The organism is Mycobacterium sp. NGS59 (genome assembly GCF_059812345.1).
Genome location: NZ_JCALCN010000036.1, coordinates 1 through 16,683 on the forward strand (window position 1 = coordinate 1; position 16,683 = coordinate 16,683).

General features: G+C 66.3%; 15 protein-coding genes and 1 pseudogene. 6 read left to right on the forward strand and 10 right to left on the reverse strand.

Annotated features, from left to right (window positions below):
- Window positions 1-193: 193 nt before the first annotated feature.
- Both AC5Y46_RS24300 and AC5Y46_RS24305 read right to left on the reverse strand, forming a co-directional pair.
- Window positions 194-1,048: an endonuclease domain-containing protein gene (locus AC5Y46_RS24300; protein ID WP_499993541.1), complete on the reverse strand. Its 855-nt coding sequence runs from the start codon at window positions 1,046-1,048 to the stop codon at window positions 194-196.
- 162 nt (window positions 1,049-1,210) lie between these two features.
- Entirely contained in the window at window positions 1,211-2,044 is an 834-nt protein-coding gene (locus AC5Y46_RS24305) for a Bax inhibitor-1/YccA family protein (protein WP_499946754.1), read from the reverse strand.
- 261 nt (window positions 2,045-2,305) lie between these two features.
- On the opposite strand from AC5Y46_RS24305, the gene AC5Y46_RS24310 reads away from it, so the two are divergent.
- From AC5Y46_RS24310 to AC5Y46_RS24320, 3 genes are read left to right on the forward strand one after another with little or no spacing between them, the layout of a single operon-like run.
- On the forward strand, window positions 2,306-3,355 hold the full coding sequence (locus AC5Y46_RS24310; RefSeq protein ID WP_499946755.1) for an enoyl-CoA hydratase/isomerase family protein: 1,050 nt from the start codon (window positions 2,306-2,308) through the stop codon (window positions 3,353-3,355).
- Window positions 3,356-3,365: 10 nt separating this feature from the next.
- Window positions 3,366-4,139, forward strand: a complete 774-nt coding sequence (locus AC5Y46_RS24315) for an enoyl-CoA hydratase (RefSeq protein WP_499946756.1) — start codon at window positions 3,366-3,368, stop codon at window positions 4,137-4,139.
- Complete coding sequence (locus AC5Y46_RS24320) at window positions 4,136-5,872, forward strand: alpha/beta hydrolase (protein WP_499993543.1); 1,737 nt, start codon at window positions 4,136-4,138, stop codon at window positions 5,870-5,872. Before AC5Y46_RS24315 ends, AC5Y46_RS24320 begins: the two co-directional genes overlap by 4 nt.
- Here AC5Y46_RS24320 and AC5Y46_RS24325 read toward each other — a convergent pair.
- A complete protein-coding gene (locus AC5Y46_RS24325; protein ID WP_499946758.1) occupies window positions 5,869-6,252 on the reverse strand; it encodes a rhodanese-like domain-containing protein in 384 nt (127 codons plus the stop codon). The genes AC5Y46_RS24320 and AC5Y46_RS24325 overlap by 4 nt on opposite strands.
- Complete coding sequence (locus AC5Y46_RS24330; protein ID WP_499993545.1) at window positions 6,249-6,833, reverse strand: cysteine dioxygenase; 585 nt, start codon at window positions 6,831-6,833, stop codon at window positions 6,249-6,251. The genes AC5Y46_RS24325 and AC5Y46_RS24330 overlap by 4 nt, the downstream gene beginning before the upstream one ends.
- Before the next feature lie 151 nt (window positions 6,834-6,984).
- On the opposite strand from AC5Y46_RS24330, the pseudogene lpqV reads away from it, so the two are divergent.
- Both lpqV and AC5Y46_RS24340 read left to right on the forward strand, forming a co-directional pair.
- A pseudogene (gene lpqV, locus AC5Y46_RS24335) lies at window positions 6,985-7,362 on the forward strand (lipoprotein LpqV); the annotation flags it as partial.
- A gap of 47 nt (window positions 7,363-7,409) precedes the next feature.
- Window positions 7,410-8,471, forward strand: coding sequence for a patatin family protein (locus AC5Y46_RS24340; RefSeq protein WP_499993547.1), 1,062 nt, complete (start codon window positions 7,410-7,412; stop codon window positions 8,469-8,471).
- On the opposite strand, the gene AC5Y46_RS24345 is transcribed toward AC5Y46_RS24340, so the two are convergent.
- The 6 genes from AC5Y46_RS24345 to AC5Y46_RS24370 form a co-directional block, all read right to left on the reverse strand.
- A complete protein-coding gene (locus AC5Y46_RS24345) occupies window positions 8,472-9,335 on the reverse strand; it encodes a patatin-like phospholipase family protein (RefSeq protein WP_499993549.1) in 864 nt (287 codons plus the stop codon). It lies immediately after the preceding gene.
- Window positions 9,336-9,358: 23 nt separating this feature from the next.
- Window positions 9,359-10,240 carry a class II glutamine amidotransferase gene (locus AC5Y46_RS24350; protein ID WP_499993550.1) on the reverse strand — a complete coding sequence of 294 codons (882 nt, stop codon included), beginning with the start codon at window positions 10,238-10,240 and terminating at the stop codon, window positions 9,359-9,361.
- A 4-nt stretch (window positions 10,241-10,244) separates the two neighbouring features.
- Window positions 10,245-10,718, reverse strand: a complete 474-nt coding sequence (locus AC5Y46_RS24355; protein WP_499946763.1) for an SRPBCC family protein — start codon at window positions 10,716-10,718, stop codon at window positions 10,245-10,247.
- An 83-nt stretch (window positions 10,719-10,801) separates the two neighbouring features.
- Window positions 10,802-12,433, reverse strand: a complete 1,632-nt coding sequence (locus AC5Y46_RS24360) for a long-chain fatty acid--CoA ligase (RefSeq protein ID WP_499993551.1) — start codon at window positions 12,431-12,433, stop codon at window positions 10,802-10,804.
- 98 nt (window positions 12,434-12,531) lie between these two features.
- Entirely contained in the window at window positions 12,532-13,650 is a 1,119-nt protein-coding gene (locus AC5Y46_RS24365) for a YncE family protein (RefSeq protein WP_499993553.1), read from the reverse strand.
- A 432-nt stretch (window positions 13,651-14,082) separates the two neighbouring features.
- Window positions 14,083-14,865, reverse strand: a complete 783-nt coding sequence (locus AC5Y46_RS24370; RefSeq protein ID WP_499993554.1) for a hypothetical protein — start codon at window positions 14,863-14,865, stop codon at window positions 14,083-14,085.
- 111 nt (window positions 14,866-14,976) lie between these two features.
- Here AC5Y46_RS24370 and AC5Y46_RS24375 point away from each other — a divergent pair, with 111 nt between their 5' ends.
- Window positions 14,977-16,635, forward strand: a complete 1,659-nt coding sequence (locus AC5Y46_RS24375) for an acyl-CoA synthetase (RefSeq protein ID WP_499993555.1) — start codon at window positions 14,977-14,979, stop codon at window positions 16,633-16,635.
- Window positions 16,636-16,683: the final 48 nt, after the last annotated feature.

A 16,683-nucleotide genomic window follows, 5' to 3' on the forward strand; every position in this document is an offset into this window, starting at 1 on the left:
TGCGAGAACGACGCACCCTCAGCGCAGACTCAACGCACTCCCGACCCCGCCGCCCGTTGACTCTGCGTTCAGGGCACAAAAGTGCGAGAAGGCGGCACCCTCAGCGCAGACTCAACGCACTCCCGACCCCGCCGTCCGCTGACTCTGCGTCCACGGCGCAAAAGTGCGAGAAGGCGGCGTCCTCAGCGCAGACTCAACGCAACGAGCACGCGTCCCAGGCACAATGCATTCGGCGAATGATATCTGCGGCCCGATGCCGACTCACCACCCTGACGACGGTCCAACCGACCTCGTTGATGTACTCCTGGCGTTCGACGTCCCACGCGTACTGTTCCGGGTTGGTCCAGTGCTGCTCGCCGTCGTATTCGGCCGCCAACATCATGTCTTCCCAGCCCATGTCAAGGAAGTACCGGGGCAATCCGTCTGGCCCCAGCACCGGTATCTGCGTGCGAGGCTTCGGGAAACCCGCATCGATCAACAGCAGCCGCAGCCAGGTTTCCTTTGGTGATTGAGCCCCGCCGTCCACCAGACCCAGCGCGGCTTCCAGTTGGCGCAAGCCGCGGGTATGCCGATGGCCGGCAGCCAACTCCTCGACATCGGAAACTTTGAAGTCGGTCGCCGCAGCAAGGGCATCGAGTCTGGCAACGGCGCGACCGAGGGGTCCGCGGCGGCCGATGTCGAAGGCGGTGCGCTCGGGCGTCGTCACCGGCATTCCCTGCAGCCGTTGGAACTCGCCAGCTAACAACAACTCATCGCGCGTCACGACGCGCGGCGGTGTCCTCGCGTTGCGCCAGATCAACTCGACTGGCGCGTCGTGGTCAACCCATTTGGCGCCGAGCATCGCCGATGCAGCGGCACCGGCTATTACCGCTTCCCGACGCGACCAGAGCCACGCGGCAACAGTGCGTTGTCGCAACGACGGCTCGACTCCTTTGTCCAGGTAGACATTCGGCATGATCGCGCGGTAATACTTGCGAAGCTCGTACTTACTCAGCTCGCCCGCGGCAAGCGCCTCACTGCCGATGAATAGTCCACCTGCGTAGTTCATGACGGAATGGTGCCAGCGCGCACCGACACCTCAGTTGACTCTGCGCTCAGGGCGACAAAGTGCGAGTAACCCACGCCCTCAACGCAGACTCAACGCGAGAGCCCAGACAAAGAGAAAGCCGGCACGCGATGGCGTGCCGGCTTTGCCCGTCGAGGGGATCGACTAGTCGTTCTGGAAATAACTCAGCAGGCGCAGGATCTCGGTGTACAGCCAGACCAGCGTCACGGTCAGGCCCAGCGCGATTCCCCACGCCGCCTTCTCCGGCGCCCCCGCGCGGATCATCTGGTCGGCGGCGTCGAAGTCGATCAGGAAGCTGAAGGCGGCGATGCCGATGCAGATCAGCGAGAAGATGATCGCGATAGTCCCGCCGTTACGCAGCGGGCCGGCACCGTCGGTGAAGAAGCTCATGATCAGGTTGCCGATCGACAGCACAACCGCACCGATCAACGCAGCGAAAAGCATCCGGGCGAACTTAGGCGTGACGCGAATTGCGCCCGTCTTGTAGACGACAAGCATGCCGAAGAACACGCCGAGCGTGCCCAGGATGGCTTGGCCGATCATCACCCCGGCATTCGGCGACTGACCGCCGATATTCACATTGAAGGTCAGCAGGAATGAAAAAGCGCCGAGGAACAGACCTTCCAACGCGGCGTAACTCAGGACAAGCGCCGGCTTGTCCTGCCTGCCCGTGAAGATCGTGAACATCAACAATCCGAAGCCGCCCAAGCCACCGACCAGGACAAACGGAAACGCCAGCATTTTGTTAGCGGCCACCATGAAGTACGACACCGCCGCGACAGCCGACAGGGCGGCCAGCGTCAGGCCGGTCTTGGTGACGACGTCATCGATGGTGAGCGGGCGCGAAGGCCTCACCTGCGGCTGGTAAGGAGCGTAGGGGTCACCCTGGTACCCCGGCGCCAGACCGGGACCGAATTGCGCATACCCGCCCTGCTGCTTCGGCAGCGAGCGGAATACCGGGTTGCTTGTCTCCCGCACCGTCGGATCCTCTCTGAGATTCATGTGGCTGTTAGCCGACGAACAACTGCTCAACGATTGGTGGTCCGCTCGGGTTCCCCAGCGGAGCTGCTGTGTCTAGTTCGTCCGGGACTCCTGTACCCAGTCCGGATGAAGGTCCGGATAGCCCTCAACCTTAGCCCCGCGGGCATCGGCGAGCGAGTAACGATCTAGATTGCTGGTCAAACTCATGGTCGACGTGGCCGCGGTAGGCCAGGTATTCCGACGAGGGGAGACGAGCGGGTGACTGGGGCCGTAACTGGGGAGTCCGACGAGGTTCTGACCCGAGTAGACGGCGGGGTCGGCTTCGTCACCCTCAATCGGCCGAAGGCGATCAACTCGCTGAGCCAGAACATGGTCGAGTTGCTGGCCACGGTCCTGACCCGGTGGGAGCGTGACGAGGCGGTGCGCGCGGTGGTGCTCACCGGCGCCGGCGAGCGCGGGTTGTGCGCCGGCGGCGACGTGGTGGCGCTCTATCACAGCGCCCGCAAAGACGGCGTCGAGGCGCGACGGTTCTGGCGCGACGAGTATCTGCTCAACGGACAGATCGGCCGGTTTCCCAAGCCCTACGTGGCGGTGATGGACGGCATCGTGATGGGCGGCGGCGTCGGGGTCAGCGCCCACGCGAATACCCGGGTGGCGACCGACACCTCCAAGATCGCGATGCCCGAGGTCGGCATCGGCTTCATCCCCGACGTCGGCGGCACCTACCTGCTGGCCCGGGCGCCGGGCAAGCTGGGCCTGCACGCCGCGCTGACCGGGGCACCGTTCGACGGCGCCGACGCCATCGCGCTGGGATTCGCCGACCATTACGTGCCACACAGCGACCTGGACGCGTTCACCGCGGCGGTCGCCACCGACGGCGTCGAAGGCGCGCTCGCCCACCACGCCGTCGAACCTCCACCGAGTGGTCTTGCGGCACAACGTGAATGGATCGACGAGTGCTATTCGGCCGACACCGTCGCAGATATCGTCGCCGCGCTGCGAAGCCACGACGCGGCAGAGGCCAACAAGGCCGCGGACCTGATCGCCACCCGCTCCCCGATCGCGCTGTCGGTGACGTTCGAAGCGGTTCGCCGCGCCGGTGAACTGGAGACGCTGGAAGACGTTCTGGTGCAGGACTATCGGGTGTCCTCGGCGTCGCTGCGTTCGCACGATTTCGTCGAAGGCATCCGCGCACAACTGGTCGACAAGGACCGCAACCCGAAGTGGTCGCCGGCGAGGTTGGACGAGGTGACGGTCGCCGACGTCGCGGCCTATTTCGCGCCCCTGGACGACGACCTGAGTTTCTAGAGAGGCAAAGATGACGTACGAGACCATCCTCGTCGACCGCGACGAACGCGTCGGCATCATCACCCTGAACCGGCCCAAGGCACTGAACGCGCTCAACAGCCAGGTGATGGGTGAAGTCACCAGTGCCGCAGCCGAATTGGATGCCGACCCGGGCATCGGTGCGATCGTCATCACCGGTTCGGCCAAGGCGTTCGCCGCGGGCGCCGACATCAAGGAGATGGCCAATCTGTCCTTCGCCGACGCGTTCGGGGCCGACTTCTTCGCTCCCTGGGGCAAGCTGGCCGCCGTGCGCACCCCGACGATCGCCGCGGTAGCCGGATACGCCCTCGGCGGCGGTTGCGAGCTGGCGATGATGTGCGACCTGCTGATCGCCGCCGACACCGCGAAATTCGGCCAGCCGGAGATCAAGCTGGGTGTCATCCCGGGCATGGGTGGCTCGCAGCGGTTGACCCGCGCGATCGGCAAGGCCAAGGCGATGGACCTCATCTTGACCGGAAGGACCATCGACGCCGCCGAAGCCGAGCGCAGCGGACTGGTTTCGCGAGTGGTTCCCGCCGACGACTTGCTGACCGAGGCCAAGGCAGTCGCCACGACCATCTCGCAGATGTCGCTGCCGTCCGCGCAGATGGCCAAAGAGGCCGTCAACCGGGCATTCGAATCGACGCTGGCCGAGGGACTTCTCAACGAGCGCAGGCTTTTTCACTCGCTGTTCGCCACCGACGATCAGTCCGAGGGCATGGCGGCCTTCATCGAGAAGCGCCCGCCCGATTTCACCCACCGATGAGCGGTACCGCCACCGTCGCGACCGACGACGAGCCAAGCGACCTCGATAGGGACCTGGCGCCGCCGCTGGTGCACGGACGGTGGTGGGTCCGCAACTACACCTACACCGGGACCCTGCTGGGCCTGATCTTCCTGTGGTTGTCGCTGACGCCGTCGCTACTGCCCCGCGGTCCGCTGTTCCAGGGCGTGGTCAGCGGCGTCTCCGGCGCAATCGGTTACGGGCTGGGCGTTTTCACCGTCTGGCTGGTCCGCTACATGCGTTCGCAGAACACCACCGCCCCGGCACCGGGCTGGGCGTGGCCGCCGCTGCTCGTGGTCGGTGCGATCGGAGTGGTCGTGATGGCCATCCGGTTCCACGTGTGGCAGGACGACGTGCGGGACCTGATGGGAGTACCGCACCTGAAATGGTACGAGTACCCCTACACCGCCGCACTGTCGATGATCGTGCTGTTCACCCTGGTGGAAATCGGCAAGCTCATTCGATGGCTGGTCAGAGGTCTTGTGGCACAAGTGGATCGGATCGCGCCGTTTCGCGTGTCGGCGGCCATCGTGACCATCGGACTCACGGTGCTGACCATCAGCCTGCTCAACGGCGTGGTCCTCAAGTTCGCGATGAGATCCATGAACGGCACCTTCTCGTCGGTCAACAACGAGATGGATCCCGACACCGCTCCCCCGCGAACCAACCTGCGCTCCGGCGGTCCGGGCTCGCTGGTTTCGTGGGAGTCGTTGGGACATCAGGGCCGGCTCTTCGTCCAGGGCGGACCGTCGACGAGAAAGCTCGCCGCATTCAACGGCGCTCCGGCCACTGTGCCGATCCGGGCCTACGCGGGCCTGAAATCCGCGGACGGCATCGACGCGACCGCGGATCTGGCGGCGCGCGAGCTGATGCGCACCGGCGGCCTGCAACGCGCCGTCGTCGCGGTGGCCACCACCACCGGCACCGGATGGATCAACGAGGCGGAGGCTTCGGCGCTGGAGTACATGTATAACGGCAACACCGCGATCGTCAGCATGCAGTACTCGTTCCTGCCGAGCTGGTTGTCGTTCCTGGTGGACAAGGAGAACGCCCGGCACGCCGGGCAGGCACTGTTCGAGGCCGTCGACAAGCTGATCAAGCAGCTGCCGGAGTTCAAGCGCCCCAAACTCGTCGTGTTCGGTGAGAGCCTCGGATCATTCGGCGGTGAGGCGCCGTTCATGAGCCTCAACAACGTCCTGGCCCGCACCGACGGCGCCCTGTTCAGCGGACCGACGTTCCAGAACACGATCTGGACCCAGCTGACCGCGACCCGGGATCGCGGTTCGCCGCAATGGTTACCGATATACGACGACGGTCACAATGTGAGATTCGTTGCGCAGCAACAGGATCTGGACCGGCCCAAAGCCGAGTGGGGCCGACCGCGGGTTGTCTATCTGCAGCACGCCTCCGATCCCATCGCCTGGTGGACCCCCAACCTGTTGTTCAAAGAACCGGACTGGCTGAAGGAAACACCCGGCTCCGACGTGCTGCCCGCCATGCGCTGGATCCCGTTCATCACGTTCTTGCAGGTATCCGCCGACATGGCGGTTGCGGTCGACGTTCCCGACGGGCATGGCCACCGCTACGTCGCCAACTGCGCCGACGGTTGGGCCGCGGTGTTGTCGCCGCCGGGATGGACGCAGGACAAGACCGAACGGCTGCGACCGCTGCTGCACGCCAATGTGACGCTGGAAGGGCCGTCCGGCGACAACTAGCCGGCTGCGAGGTCCAGCACGCCGGCGGCGACCAGCGCGTGATAGCCGCCCGCCACGTCGGTCGCGCGATGCAGACCCAGGTCCAGCAGTGCGGCGGCCGCCAAGCTCGAGGTGTAGCCCTCCGAGCACAGGATCACCCACTCGACGTCGTCGCCGACGGCCTGCGGCAGGCGGGCGTCGCTGGTCGGGTCGCAGCGCCATTCCAGGACGTTGCGTTCGATCACCAGCGCGCCGGGAACCTCGCCTTCGCGGGCGCGCTGGGCGGCCGGCCGGATGTCGACGAGCACCGCGCCGCGTCGCAACGCCTCGGGCAGCTCATCGGCGGGCAGTCGGCGATACCGTTGGCGGGCCGCGTCCAGTACCCGGTCGATCCGGCTCATCCTGGCCCTTCGGGCTGATCGGTCAGTTCGGTGCGCTGCCGGCGCAGCGTATTGCGTTCGGTCACTTCGTAATACGACATGGCGGTCAGCGGGGGGGAGTATGCGTGCACGCTCAGGGTCGGCTCCAGCGGAGGCGACGAGGCGGCCGGTCGCGGCGCCCACACCACGTCGTGCACCCAGCCCAGCGGGAAACCGGCCTGATCGCCGGCGTCGAGCCGCCGACGACGCAATTTTCTACCGTCCCAACGGAACTCGTTGAGCGACCCGGCAAGCACCGTTAGCGCGCCGAGCGAACCGCCGTGGTCGTGCAGTTCGGTCGCATGCCCGGGGACCCAGCTGATCAGCCAGAGGTCGAGTTCCTCGTCACCGTGGATGCGGACGAACCAACGGTCGTTCTCGGGCACGCCGCCCGCGGGCAACAGGTGGTCGCAGCGCCCACTGAGCACGTCGTCCGCGGCCTGATCGGTGGCATGCAGCAGATCCGGCACCCGAAGCCGGGTGGGCCCGGGGTAGGGAACGGCCAGCGCGGCAGCGGGGGCGGAGAAGGGACGGGAAAGAGACTGCGAAAGAGGCAGAGCCATGGGACAGAACTCCGGAGTGGGAAACGGCTGGGGCAAGCGGCGGCGTCAGGGCCGACAACACTCGCAAAGTCCGAACCGCTCCAACACGGGGAAAGTGTTGCATAGATTGGGTGGCGTGTGCCGACGCAGACACCTCTCAGCGCGGTCGGTAGTGCTGTGCGCAGTGGTCGTCGTTTCGGCCGTCGTGGCCGGCTGCTCGGGCGGCGGCAGCGGCGGCAATGCCGGTTCTTCGTCGGCGCCGTCGTCGCCCGCGTCCAGTTCGCTGCCCGCCGGAGCGATCGGCGTCTCCCCCGCCGGTGTGACGACCCGGGTCGACGCGCCCGCGGAATCCACCGAAGAGGAGTATTTCCAGGCCTGCCATGCCGCCAAGGTGTGGATGGACGCCCAGGGCAGTACCGGCGAGGCCGCCATCGAGCCGTACCTGGCGATGGTCCAGAGGTCCGCGTCCGGCGTTGCCGGCAGCTGGCAGGCGCCCGCGGCGAATGCGGTTGAGGCTGACTTTCGAATTCCGATCAGGGGTGCAAGAAACCCTTGGCCGGTTCTGCCGGTGCGGGCCGCGCCAAGCAGAATGAGGCCATGGCCGGTCCGAATTCCGTTCGTCCGCGCGGATCGTCCGGCGCTCGCGTCGCGTTGGCGCTGGGCAGCGGCGGCGCCCGCGGTTACGCCCACATCGGGGTGATCCAGGCGCTAGAAGAACGCGGTTACGAAATAGTCGGGATCGCCGGCTCGTCGATGGGCGCGGTGGTCGGCGGCGTTCAGGCGGCCGGACGGCTCGACGAACTCGCCGACTGGGCCAAGTCCCTCACCCAGCGCACGATTCTGCGCCTGCTCGACCCGTCGTTGACGGCGGCGGGGGTGCTGCGGGCCGAGAAGATCCTGGACGCGGTGCGCGACATCCTGGGTCCGGTCACCATCCAGGAATTGGACGTCCCCTACACCGCGGTTGCCACTGACCTACTGACCGGCAAGTCGGTGTGGTTTCAGCGTGGTCCCGTCGACGAAGCCATCCGGGCGTCCATCGCGATACCGGGTGTGATTGCGCCGCACGAGATCGACGGCCGTCTGCTCGCCGACGGCGGCATCCTGGACCCGTTGCCGATGGCGCCGATCGCTGCCATCAACTCCGACCTGACCATCGCGGTGAGCCTCAACGGCAGCGAGCCGGGTGCCACCCGCGACGCCGAACCGGGTGTGACCGCAGAGTGGCTGAACCGCATGCTGCGCAGCACCACCGCGTTGTTCGACACCAGCGCCGCCAAGGCACTGCTGGACCGTCCCACGGCGCGCGCGATGTTGAGCCGGTTCGGGGCGACCGTCCCGGATCTGGAGGACGAAGCCGACGCGGTCGACCAATGCGACGACGACGATGTCGATGCGCCGGAGATCCCGAAGCTGGGCGGTTTCGACGTGATGAACCGGACGATAGACATCGCCCAGTCCGCACTGGCCCGCCACACGTTGGCGGCCTATCCGCCCGACCTGCTGATCGAGGTACCGCGTACCACCTGCCGCAGCCTGGAGTTCCACCGTGCCGTCGAGGTGATCGACGCTGGTCGCGCGCTGGCGACCCGCGCGTTGGATGCGTTCGAGAACTCCGGCGACGACGAGCAGGATCGGAACGCGGTCGAGACCCGCTGACTATTCGGCGACGCCGAGGAAACGCGCGACCGCTCCGGCCTCGCGGCGTCCCTGTTCGCGCCCGGCCCGCGCCGACCCGATCCGGCAACGCGGATCGAGCGGGTTGGGCCCGAATGCCGTCAGGGACTCCTCGTCGGCGAACACACTCAGCGCAGTGCCGGGGAACGCGGCGATCTCGGCGGCGGGTCCCGGACCGAACGGTGACGGAGCGTCCGCGCCGGCGGGCACCAGCACCACTATCGCGTCGCAGTCGTCGGCGACACCGACGTTGACCGTGCTGTTGACGCCGCCGTCGATGTAGCGCCGGCCGTCGATCGTCACCGGCGGCCACGCCCCGGGCACCGCGCAGCTGGACGCCACCGCGTCCACCAACTCGACTCCGGAGTCGCGGTCGAAGATCACCAGGCCCCCGGTTTCGGTGTCGATCGCGGTGATCCGCACGTCGCGCTGCGGCCATTGGTGCGACGGCAGCCGGTGCGCGATCACCTCCCGGCGCACGGCCTCGGGCACGGTCCGGGTGGCCAGCGCCACCGCGCCGATCCGCTGCAGCCGTTGCGCCTTGGAGGCACCCGGCTCGCGCAGCGCGTCCAGGAACAGCGCGGTGATCGAGTCGATGTCGACGCCGGGGTCGATCTCGGCCGACGTCTCCGCCACTTGCCGGTCGAACAGCTCGGCCAGCGTGCTCCCGCTGCTGATCTGAGCTGCCACCGTCGACCCCGCCGACGTGCCGACCAACACGTCGGATTCCAGCAACAGCCGCGCCGCGTCCGGCGATTCGTCGGCGATGCCGCAGAGAACGCCTGTCTCCCAGGCGATTCCCGCAACTCCACCACCGGCCAGGACAAGTGCGCGTCGGGAGGACATTGCAACTACTCTGCCAGCCGGGGTTAGGGAAGGTGCCGCGTGCCCGGCATCGCGTGCTGGGCGCGGAAGACCGGCTGAGTGAGATCGTCCCTGCGCACCAGGTGTCGGGGCGGATCCGGGAACACCAGATTGCGGGTGATCTGCAGGTCGGTGTCGACGTAGACCAGCTCACCCGGGTCGAGCAGGCACCAGCGGTCGTCGTCGTCCATCGGCTCGGTGGCGAACACCACCGCCGAAGTCTGGGTGAGCGTCTCGCTCTGGGCGTGGATCCTGCTGGTGGACATGTCGAAATCGGGTCGGCCGTCGTGGCGCCGGTCCAGCATGAACAGCTGGTGGGTCTGCGGGTACCGCAATGCCCACATCTGGGTGCCCATGCACAGCAGGATGTTGAGCGCATAGATCGGCACGTTCGTCGCCAGCCAGCCGACGGCGTCGACCAAACCGCTTGTCACGTCGCCTTTTTGGGCTCGGATGTATCCGGTGATCAAGGCGAACACCCGCTCGGAGTCGGTCTGGCCCAGCACCAGGTCGTGGGTGCCGAGTTCCCGCAGCCGTTCGTCGACGACGTCGAGACCCTCGATCATGCCGTTGTGCGCGAAGATCCGGCCGTCCTGCAGGAACGGGTGGGTGTTGCGCACGTCCAGGGATCCCGTCGTCGCGTAGCGGACGTGGGCGATGAACGTCGTACCGGACAGACTATGCGCCTCGGTGGCGAAATCCCGGTCCTGCCAGGCCGCTATCGGTTCCTTGTGCAGCTGTGGCCGGCCGCGTTCGTCGAATAGTCCCAGTCCCGTGCCGTCGGGGTTCTTGCGGCTCTGCGTCTCGAGACTGTCGGGTGCGTCGAGTAACCAGAAGGTCGCCGTCACAACCTCTGTGCCGGCATGCAGGCCGAAGAGTCGACACATGAGTTCAATGCACCAGCTGCGCGGACAGTTTTTCTAAGACCACGCGCGCGTAGCCCTTCCACATCTTGCCGAACAGCGGTAGCAGCGGCGCCGTCGCCGACGATTTCGGGTGCAGCGTCCATTGCCAGCTCACCCGCGTTCCGGTGCCCGCCGGCGCGAACGACCATTTGCCGTCGACCGAACTGACCAGGGCCGCCAACGGACCGCTGACTCGCGACAGTGTGTAGCCGAACGAATGCGGCGGGTCGACGCTGGTCAGCTCCTCGTGTACGCGACCGCCACCGACCATCAGAATGGTGCGGGTCTGTCCAACCGAGTCCCAATCGCCGGTTTGGTCGCGCACCGCTTTGATGGGCGGGATCGCCCCGTACCACTGAGAACAGACGTGCGGCAGCGAGATCGGCATCGTGCCGGCGAAGGCATCCTCGACCGAGACGGGTATCGCTCGGGACTGCTCGACGGTAACGGGCTGGGTCATATCCCCCTCTTTCCGGCCACGAGCAGACACAGAATCGCACTGTCGAGCACGAAATTGTGCGAGTCTGCGTCTGCTCGCGGTGTCTAGTCGCGCACCTCGGTCACATCGTAGGCGCCCTCGGCGTAGCGCGACCGGATGGTCTTCTTGTCGTACTTGCCGACGCTGGTGCGGGGGATTTTTTCGGCAAAGGTCCACCGGTCGGGCAGCCACCAACGAACCACCTTGTCCGACAGGAATTTTCGCAGTTCACCCGCGGTGAGGTCGGCCCCCTCCCGGGCGACGACGACGGCCAGCGGACGTTCCTGCCAGCGTTCGTCGGGGACGCCGACGACGGCGGCCTCCACCACGTCGGGGTGCGCGATCAGACAATTCTCCAGTTCGACCGACGAGATCCATTCGCCGCCGGATTTGATGACATCCTTGGCGCGGTCGGTCAGGGTGATGAAGCCCTGCTCGTCGATGCGCCCGACGTCGCCGGTGCGCAACCATCCGGAGTCGAACTTGGACTCGTCCTGGTTCAGGTAGTACGAGCCGGTGATCCACGGCCCGCGAACTTCCAACTCCCCCACCGCTTTACCGTCATGGGGCAGCGCCCGGCCGTCGTCGTCGACGATGCGGGTTTCCACGCCGCACACCGGTTGGCCCTGAGTGACCCGGAAGGCCCAGTGCTCCTCGTCCGGCGTCGCGGGCGGCGGCCAGGCCATCGACGCCAGCGGCGACGTTTCGGTCATCCCCCACAGCTGTCGGATCTGCACGTTGTGCTTGTCCTCGAAAGTGCGCATCAGCGATTCCGGGACGGCCGATCCGCCGCAGGCGACCAGGCGCAACGAGGACATGTCATGGCCGGGGTTGCGCTCGAGATGATGCATGACGTCGTTCCAGATGGTCGGCACCGCGCCGGCCAGCGTCGGGCGCAGGTGTTCGACCATGTGGACCAACGACGGGGCGTCGAGGTGCCGATCGGGCAGCACCAGATCGGCGCCGGCTGCCAGCGCCGCATACGGCAGACCCCATGCATTGGCGTGGAACATCGGCACGACCGGCAGCAGCCGGTCACTGGACCCCACCCCGATGCCGTTGGTGGTGCACGTCGCCATGGTGTGCAGGAAGCTCGAACGATGGCTGTAAACAACCCCTTTGGGGTGTCCGGTGGTGCCGCTGGTGTAGCACATGGCGGCCGCGGAGTTCTCGTCGAGCGACGGCCAGTCGAATTCCGTTGACTCGCCGTCGATCACGTCGGCATAGCGCACCACCGTTTTGCCGGACTCTTCCAGCACCGCGGTGTCACCGTCGCCCACCGCGATGACGGTGTGCACGGTGTCGAGTTCGGACAGCACCGGCGCCAACAACTCGGCCAGCGACAGGTCGACCAACAGCACGCGGTCCTCGGCTTCGCCGGCCACGTAGATGATCTGCTCGGCGAACAGCCGGATGTTCAGCGTGTGCAGCACCGCCCCCATCGAGGGCACCGCGAGGTACGCCGTGAGATGTTCGGCGTTGTTCCACATGAAGGTGGCCACCCGCTGATCGCCGGTAATGCCGATGCGGCGCAACGCGTTTGCCAGCCGGGCAGCCTGCCGGCCCAGTTCGCGGTAGGTGGTGTTGCGGTAACCCCCACCCGTGGCCGTGATGACTTCCCGCGATCCGTGGACTCCGCACCCGTGCCGCATGATCGCGGTGATCGTCAGCGGGAAATCCTGCATCGTGCTGTACATCGATGTACCGCCTCACGCGTCGCGGCGCAGCACCGCCTCATCTCCTGCGCGAATGCTATCGCCGCGCCGCGCGACGAGAAACCTCGGCCCGAGGGCCGTCAGACCAGCGCGGCGTCGTAGCGCAGCACGTCGGGGACGAACAGATCCGTCGAGTGCGCACTTTCCAGCGCGGCCTGCTCGAAGCCGGCCTCCGAGGCGATCGGCGCCACCAGGACGGAGCCGGAGTAGTCGGCGACATACAGGTACCGACCGTCCGGGCTTTCCACCACGCAGGACGGCTCAGCCGCGACCTTCAGCGATTCGACGACGTCCTGGGTGAGCGTGCACAGGACGGTGACGCTGTCGTCGCTGACCAAGTAGGCCCGTTCGCCGTCACCGCTGAGGGTGAGTCGGGTGAGGATGCCGCTGACCTCGGCCACCTTGCGGGTGCCGGTGATCTTGTTGGTGCGGGTGTCGACAACGTCGACGACGGCGAACTCCGGACCGCTGCTGGCGACGTAGGCCAGCGCGCCGTTGGGGCTGACGGCGACGTCGCGCACGGCCAGCCCGATTTCGATGGTGGCGATCACCGCCGGCTCGCTGTTGCCGCGGGATTTGTTCCTGCGGCGCCACCGCGAACGCCGACCGGATTCTTCCAGTTCTGCGCCGGTGTCGATGACGACCAGTTGCCCCCCGGACGGGCCGTTGACGCCGACGTACACGCGCGTCCCGTCCGGACTGACCCGGACGCATTCGGTGGTGGTGCCCGGGGTGGTCGCGATGTCGATCACCTGCACGTGCCCGGTGGCGGTGTCCATGACGGCGACGTCGGCGTTGCGGGCGCCGTTTCGGCCGATGTAGAGGTGCTTGCCGTCCGCGCCGGCCGCGAGGTCGCTGACACTGAGGGCCACCGGGTGGGTGGCGACCACGTCGCCGGTGAGCACATCGATGACCTGGATCGCGTCGTAGGCGTTCGCCACGCTGGACACGTAGGCGCGGTCAGCGGCGTCCACGGCCAGGGCGAACGGCTCGTCGACGCCGCGGATGGTCTGCACCACGCGGTAATGGCCGGTGTCGATGACCGAGACGCTGGCGCCGCCGTAGTTGGTCACCAGCAGCCTGCTGCCGTCGGGGCTGGCGGCGATGCCGCTGATGGGGCCGTTGTTCACCGGGATCTGGACGGTCACCGGCTCGGCGGCCGCCGCGTGCTGAATCAATTCGCCGTTCCTGCTGCTCACGAAACTCACGTTGGCACCGCCTTACTGTCGTTCGTCGGACCTCGAGGCCGGCGTGCGTCGCGCCCACCTGGGTGACACCGGCTTCCGGTTGATGCGCATGACGGCATCATGGGTTTAATGCGTTAATCAGCCATTCTAGTGGTCGAATTTCTGCCGAATAGAATGCAAATTCGGCGCTGTTATCTGGGTCACACTTCCTGGCTTAGTATTTGCTCAGGTGAGCCCAAAGCGGGGTCCCGGCCGTACGTGCCTAGCAAACAACAAAACGCCTCCACAACAAGCTTCCGCCTGCTTATGGCTAATAATTTATTGACACGCGTGCTGATCGTTAAATAAGAAGTTCTTAATTATTGCCGCCGAAAAGAGGCGTATATCACAGTGTCGAATAGCGTGTCGTGGTGAATTAGTAGACACGGCGGCTCAGCTGCGCCGCTAGCGCTTCTTGTCCCGCACCTTGTACGTCGAGGGCCACGACTTTCGGGACTCGTCGCCGGTCAGTGGCGTGCCCATCCCGCCGACTTTGACGTTGTAGGCCTCCTTGCCGGGGCCGACCTCCCGGTTGGCGTGCTCCTGGGCCAGGTAGTAGAGCTCGTCGATGGTGGCCTCGTCGTAGGCCACGAAGGATGTTTCCCGGGCGATGTCGTCGATTCCGGCCAGCATCCGTTCGGGCAGGAAACGCGATGCCAACGCCGCCGCGCCCAGCAACACGAACGGGACGACCCAGTAGAAGGTGAACGACAGCGTGGTCTTGGTGTCCAGGATCGTCGCGCCGTCCTGCACGATCGGCGGGATCGCCGACGACACCGTCATCCCGGCGAACGCGGCGACCCAGACCCAGGTCAGGATGGTGGTGATCCGCCGGAACAGCGCGGTGTTCACGACATCCGGGGGCTGCTCGGCCGCGGCGAACTCGCGCACGAACGGCTTGCCGATCAGCACACCGACCAGCGTCACCAGGAAGATGCCCGCGTTGCTGAGCGGTTGAATCCAGCGCTCCATGAAGGTGTCGCCAACCGTGACGGCCAGCACCACCAACACCACAAACGTTGCGACGGCACCGATTTCGAGCGATTGACCGGGTTTGCCGGTGGCCCGCCCGACCGCGAGAACCGCGACGGCCATCAGCAGCGCGATCGACACCGCGGTGATGAATGGGACGTTACCGACCAGGACCCAATAGACGATCCACGGCGCAAAGCCGAAAAGCATGCCCACGAAGGGTCAGTCTATGGGTGGGTCAGATGGCGTCGCGGCACGGGCGGCGGCAGGTATAGCCTACGGACCGACAACCTCCGTTGTCGCGAACTTTTCGTCGAGGAGGGGCCAATGGCCAGCGCACTGACCGGCATCCGGCAGAAGCTGCAGCACATCAGCGAGGCCGGACGGGCGGTCAAACGACTCACCGATACCGGCATCATCGACCTGAAAGACCTGAATTCGACGATTCAGGGCGGCAAGCTGTCGCGCGTCTACGGTCCGCAGGCCACCATGACCATCCTGGGTGGCCGCAGGTATCCGACGCTGCCGGCGATTGTCGACGAACGCGGGACGCTGACCTACCAGGAGGTCGACGACCAGTCCTGGGCTCTGGCGCACGGTCTGCAGTCGCTCGGTGTCGCCGCCGGCTCGGTCGTCGGGCTGTTGTGTCGCGATCACCGCGGCTTGATCATCACGATGGCGGCCTGCGGGAAGATCGGCGCCCGCATGGTGCTGATGAACACCGGCTTCGCCAAACCGCAATTCGCCGAGGTCTGCCAGCGCGAGGGCGTCAGCGTGGTGCTGCACGACAGCGAATTCCTCGGTCTGCTCGACGCCCTGCCCCCCGAGCTGCCGCGCGTGCTGACCTGGGTGGACGAGGGCGCGGAGCTGCCCGCGGCGGCACACACGCTGGACGACATCGTCGCCGCGAATTCCACCGACCCGCTGCCGCCGCCGACCAAATCCGGCGGCTCGGTCATCTTGACCAGCGGCACGACCGGCCTGCCCAAGGGCGCGCCGCGCGACACGGTGAATCCGCTGGCGACCGCCCAGATCGTCGACCGAATCCCGTTCCCGCGCAAGGGAACCATGGTCATCGTCTCGCCGATCTTCCACAGCACCGGCTGGGCCACCTACACGGTCGGTGCGGCATTGGGCAACAAAGTGGTGACCCTGCGGCGGTTCAAGGCCGAAGCCACGCTGAAGCTCATCGCCGATCACCGAGCCGACATGTTGGTTGCGGTCCCGACGATGCTGCACCGGATGGTGGAGCTGGGTCCCGACGTCCTCGGGAAGTACGACACCTCGTCGCTGAAAGTGATCCTGATCGCCGGGTCGGCGCTGAGTCCCGAGTTGTCCACCCGCGTGCAGGACACCTTCGGCGACGTTCTCTACAACATGTACGGCTCCACCGAGTGCGCCATCGCGAGCGTGGCCACCCCCGCAGAACTCCGTGCCGCACCCGGCACTGCCGGTCGCGCGCCGCTGACGTGCGAGGTGGTGTTGTACGACGAAAACGACCGCCGGATCGAGGGTTCGAACCGTCGCGGCCGCATCTTTGTCCGCAACGGCGCACCCTTCTCGGGCTACACCGACGGCCGCAACAAGCAGATCATCGACGGCTACATGTCCAGCGGTGACATGGGCCACATCGACGAGAACGGGTTGCTGTTCGTCGACGGCCGCGACGACGACATGATCGTGTCCGGCGGTGAGAATGTCTTCCCGCAGGAGGTGGAGAATCTGCTCGAGGAACGCCCCGACGTCGCCGAGGTGGCGGTGGTCGGTGTCGACGACGTCGAGTTCGGAAAGCGGTTGCGCGCCTTCATCGTTTCCGAGCCGGGTGCCAGCCAGGACCCGACGGAGATCAAGCAGTATGTGAAGAACAACCTGGCTCGCCACAAGGTGCCGCGCGATGTGGTGTTCATCGAGGAGCTACCCCGCAACGCGACCGGAAAACTGCTGCGGCGGGTGTTGACCGAGATGGACGTCGAGGAACCGGCGTAGCCAACGACGCCGCGGACGCTCAAATACCTGCCACTGCGCGTCGGATCG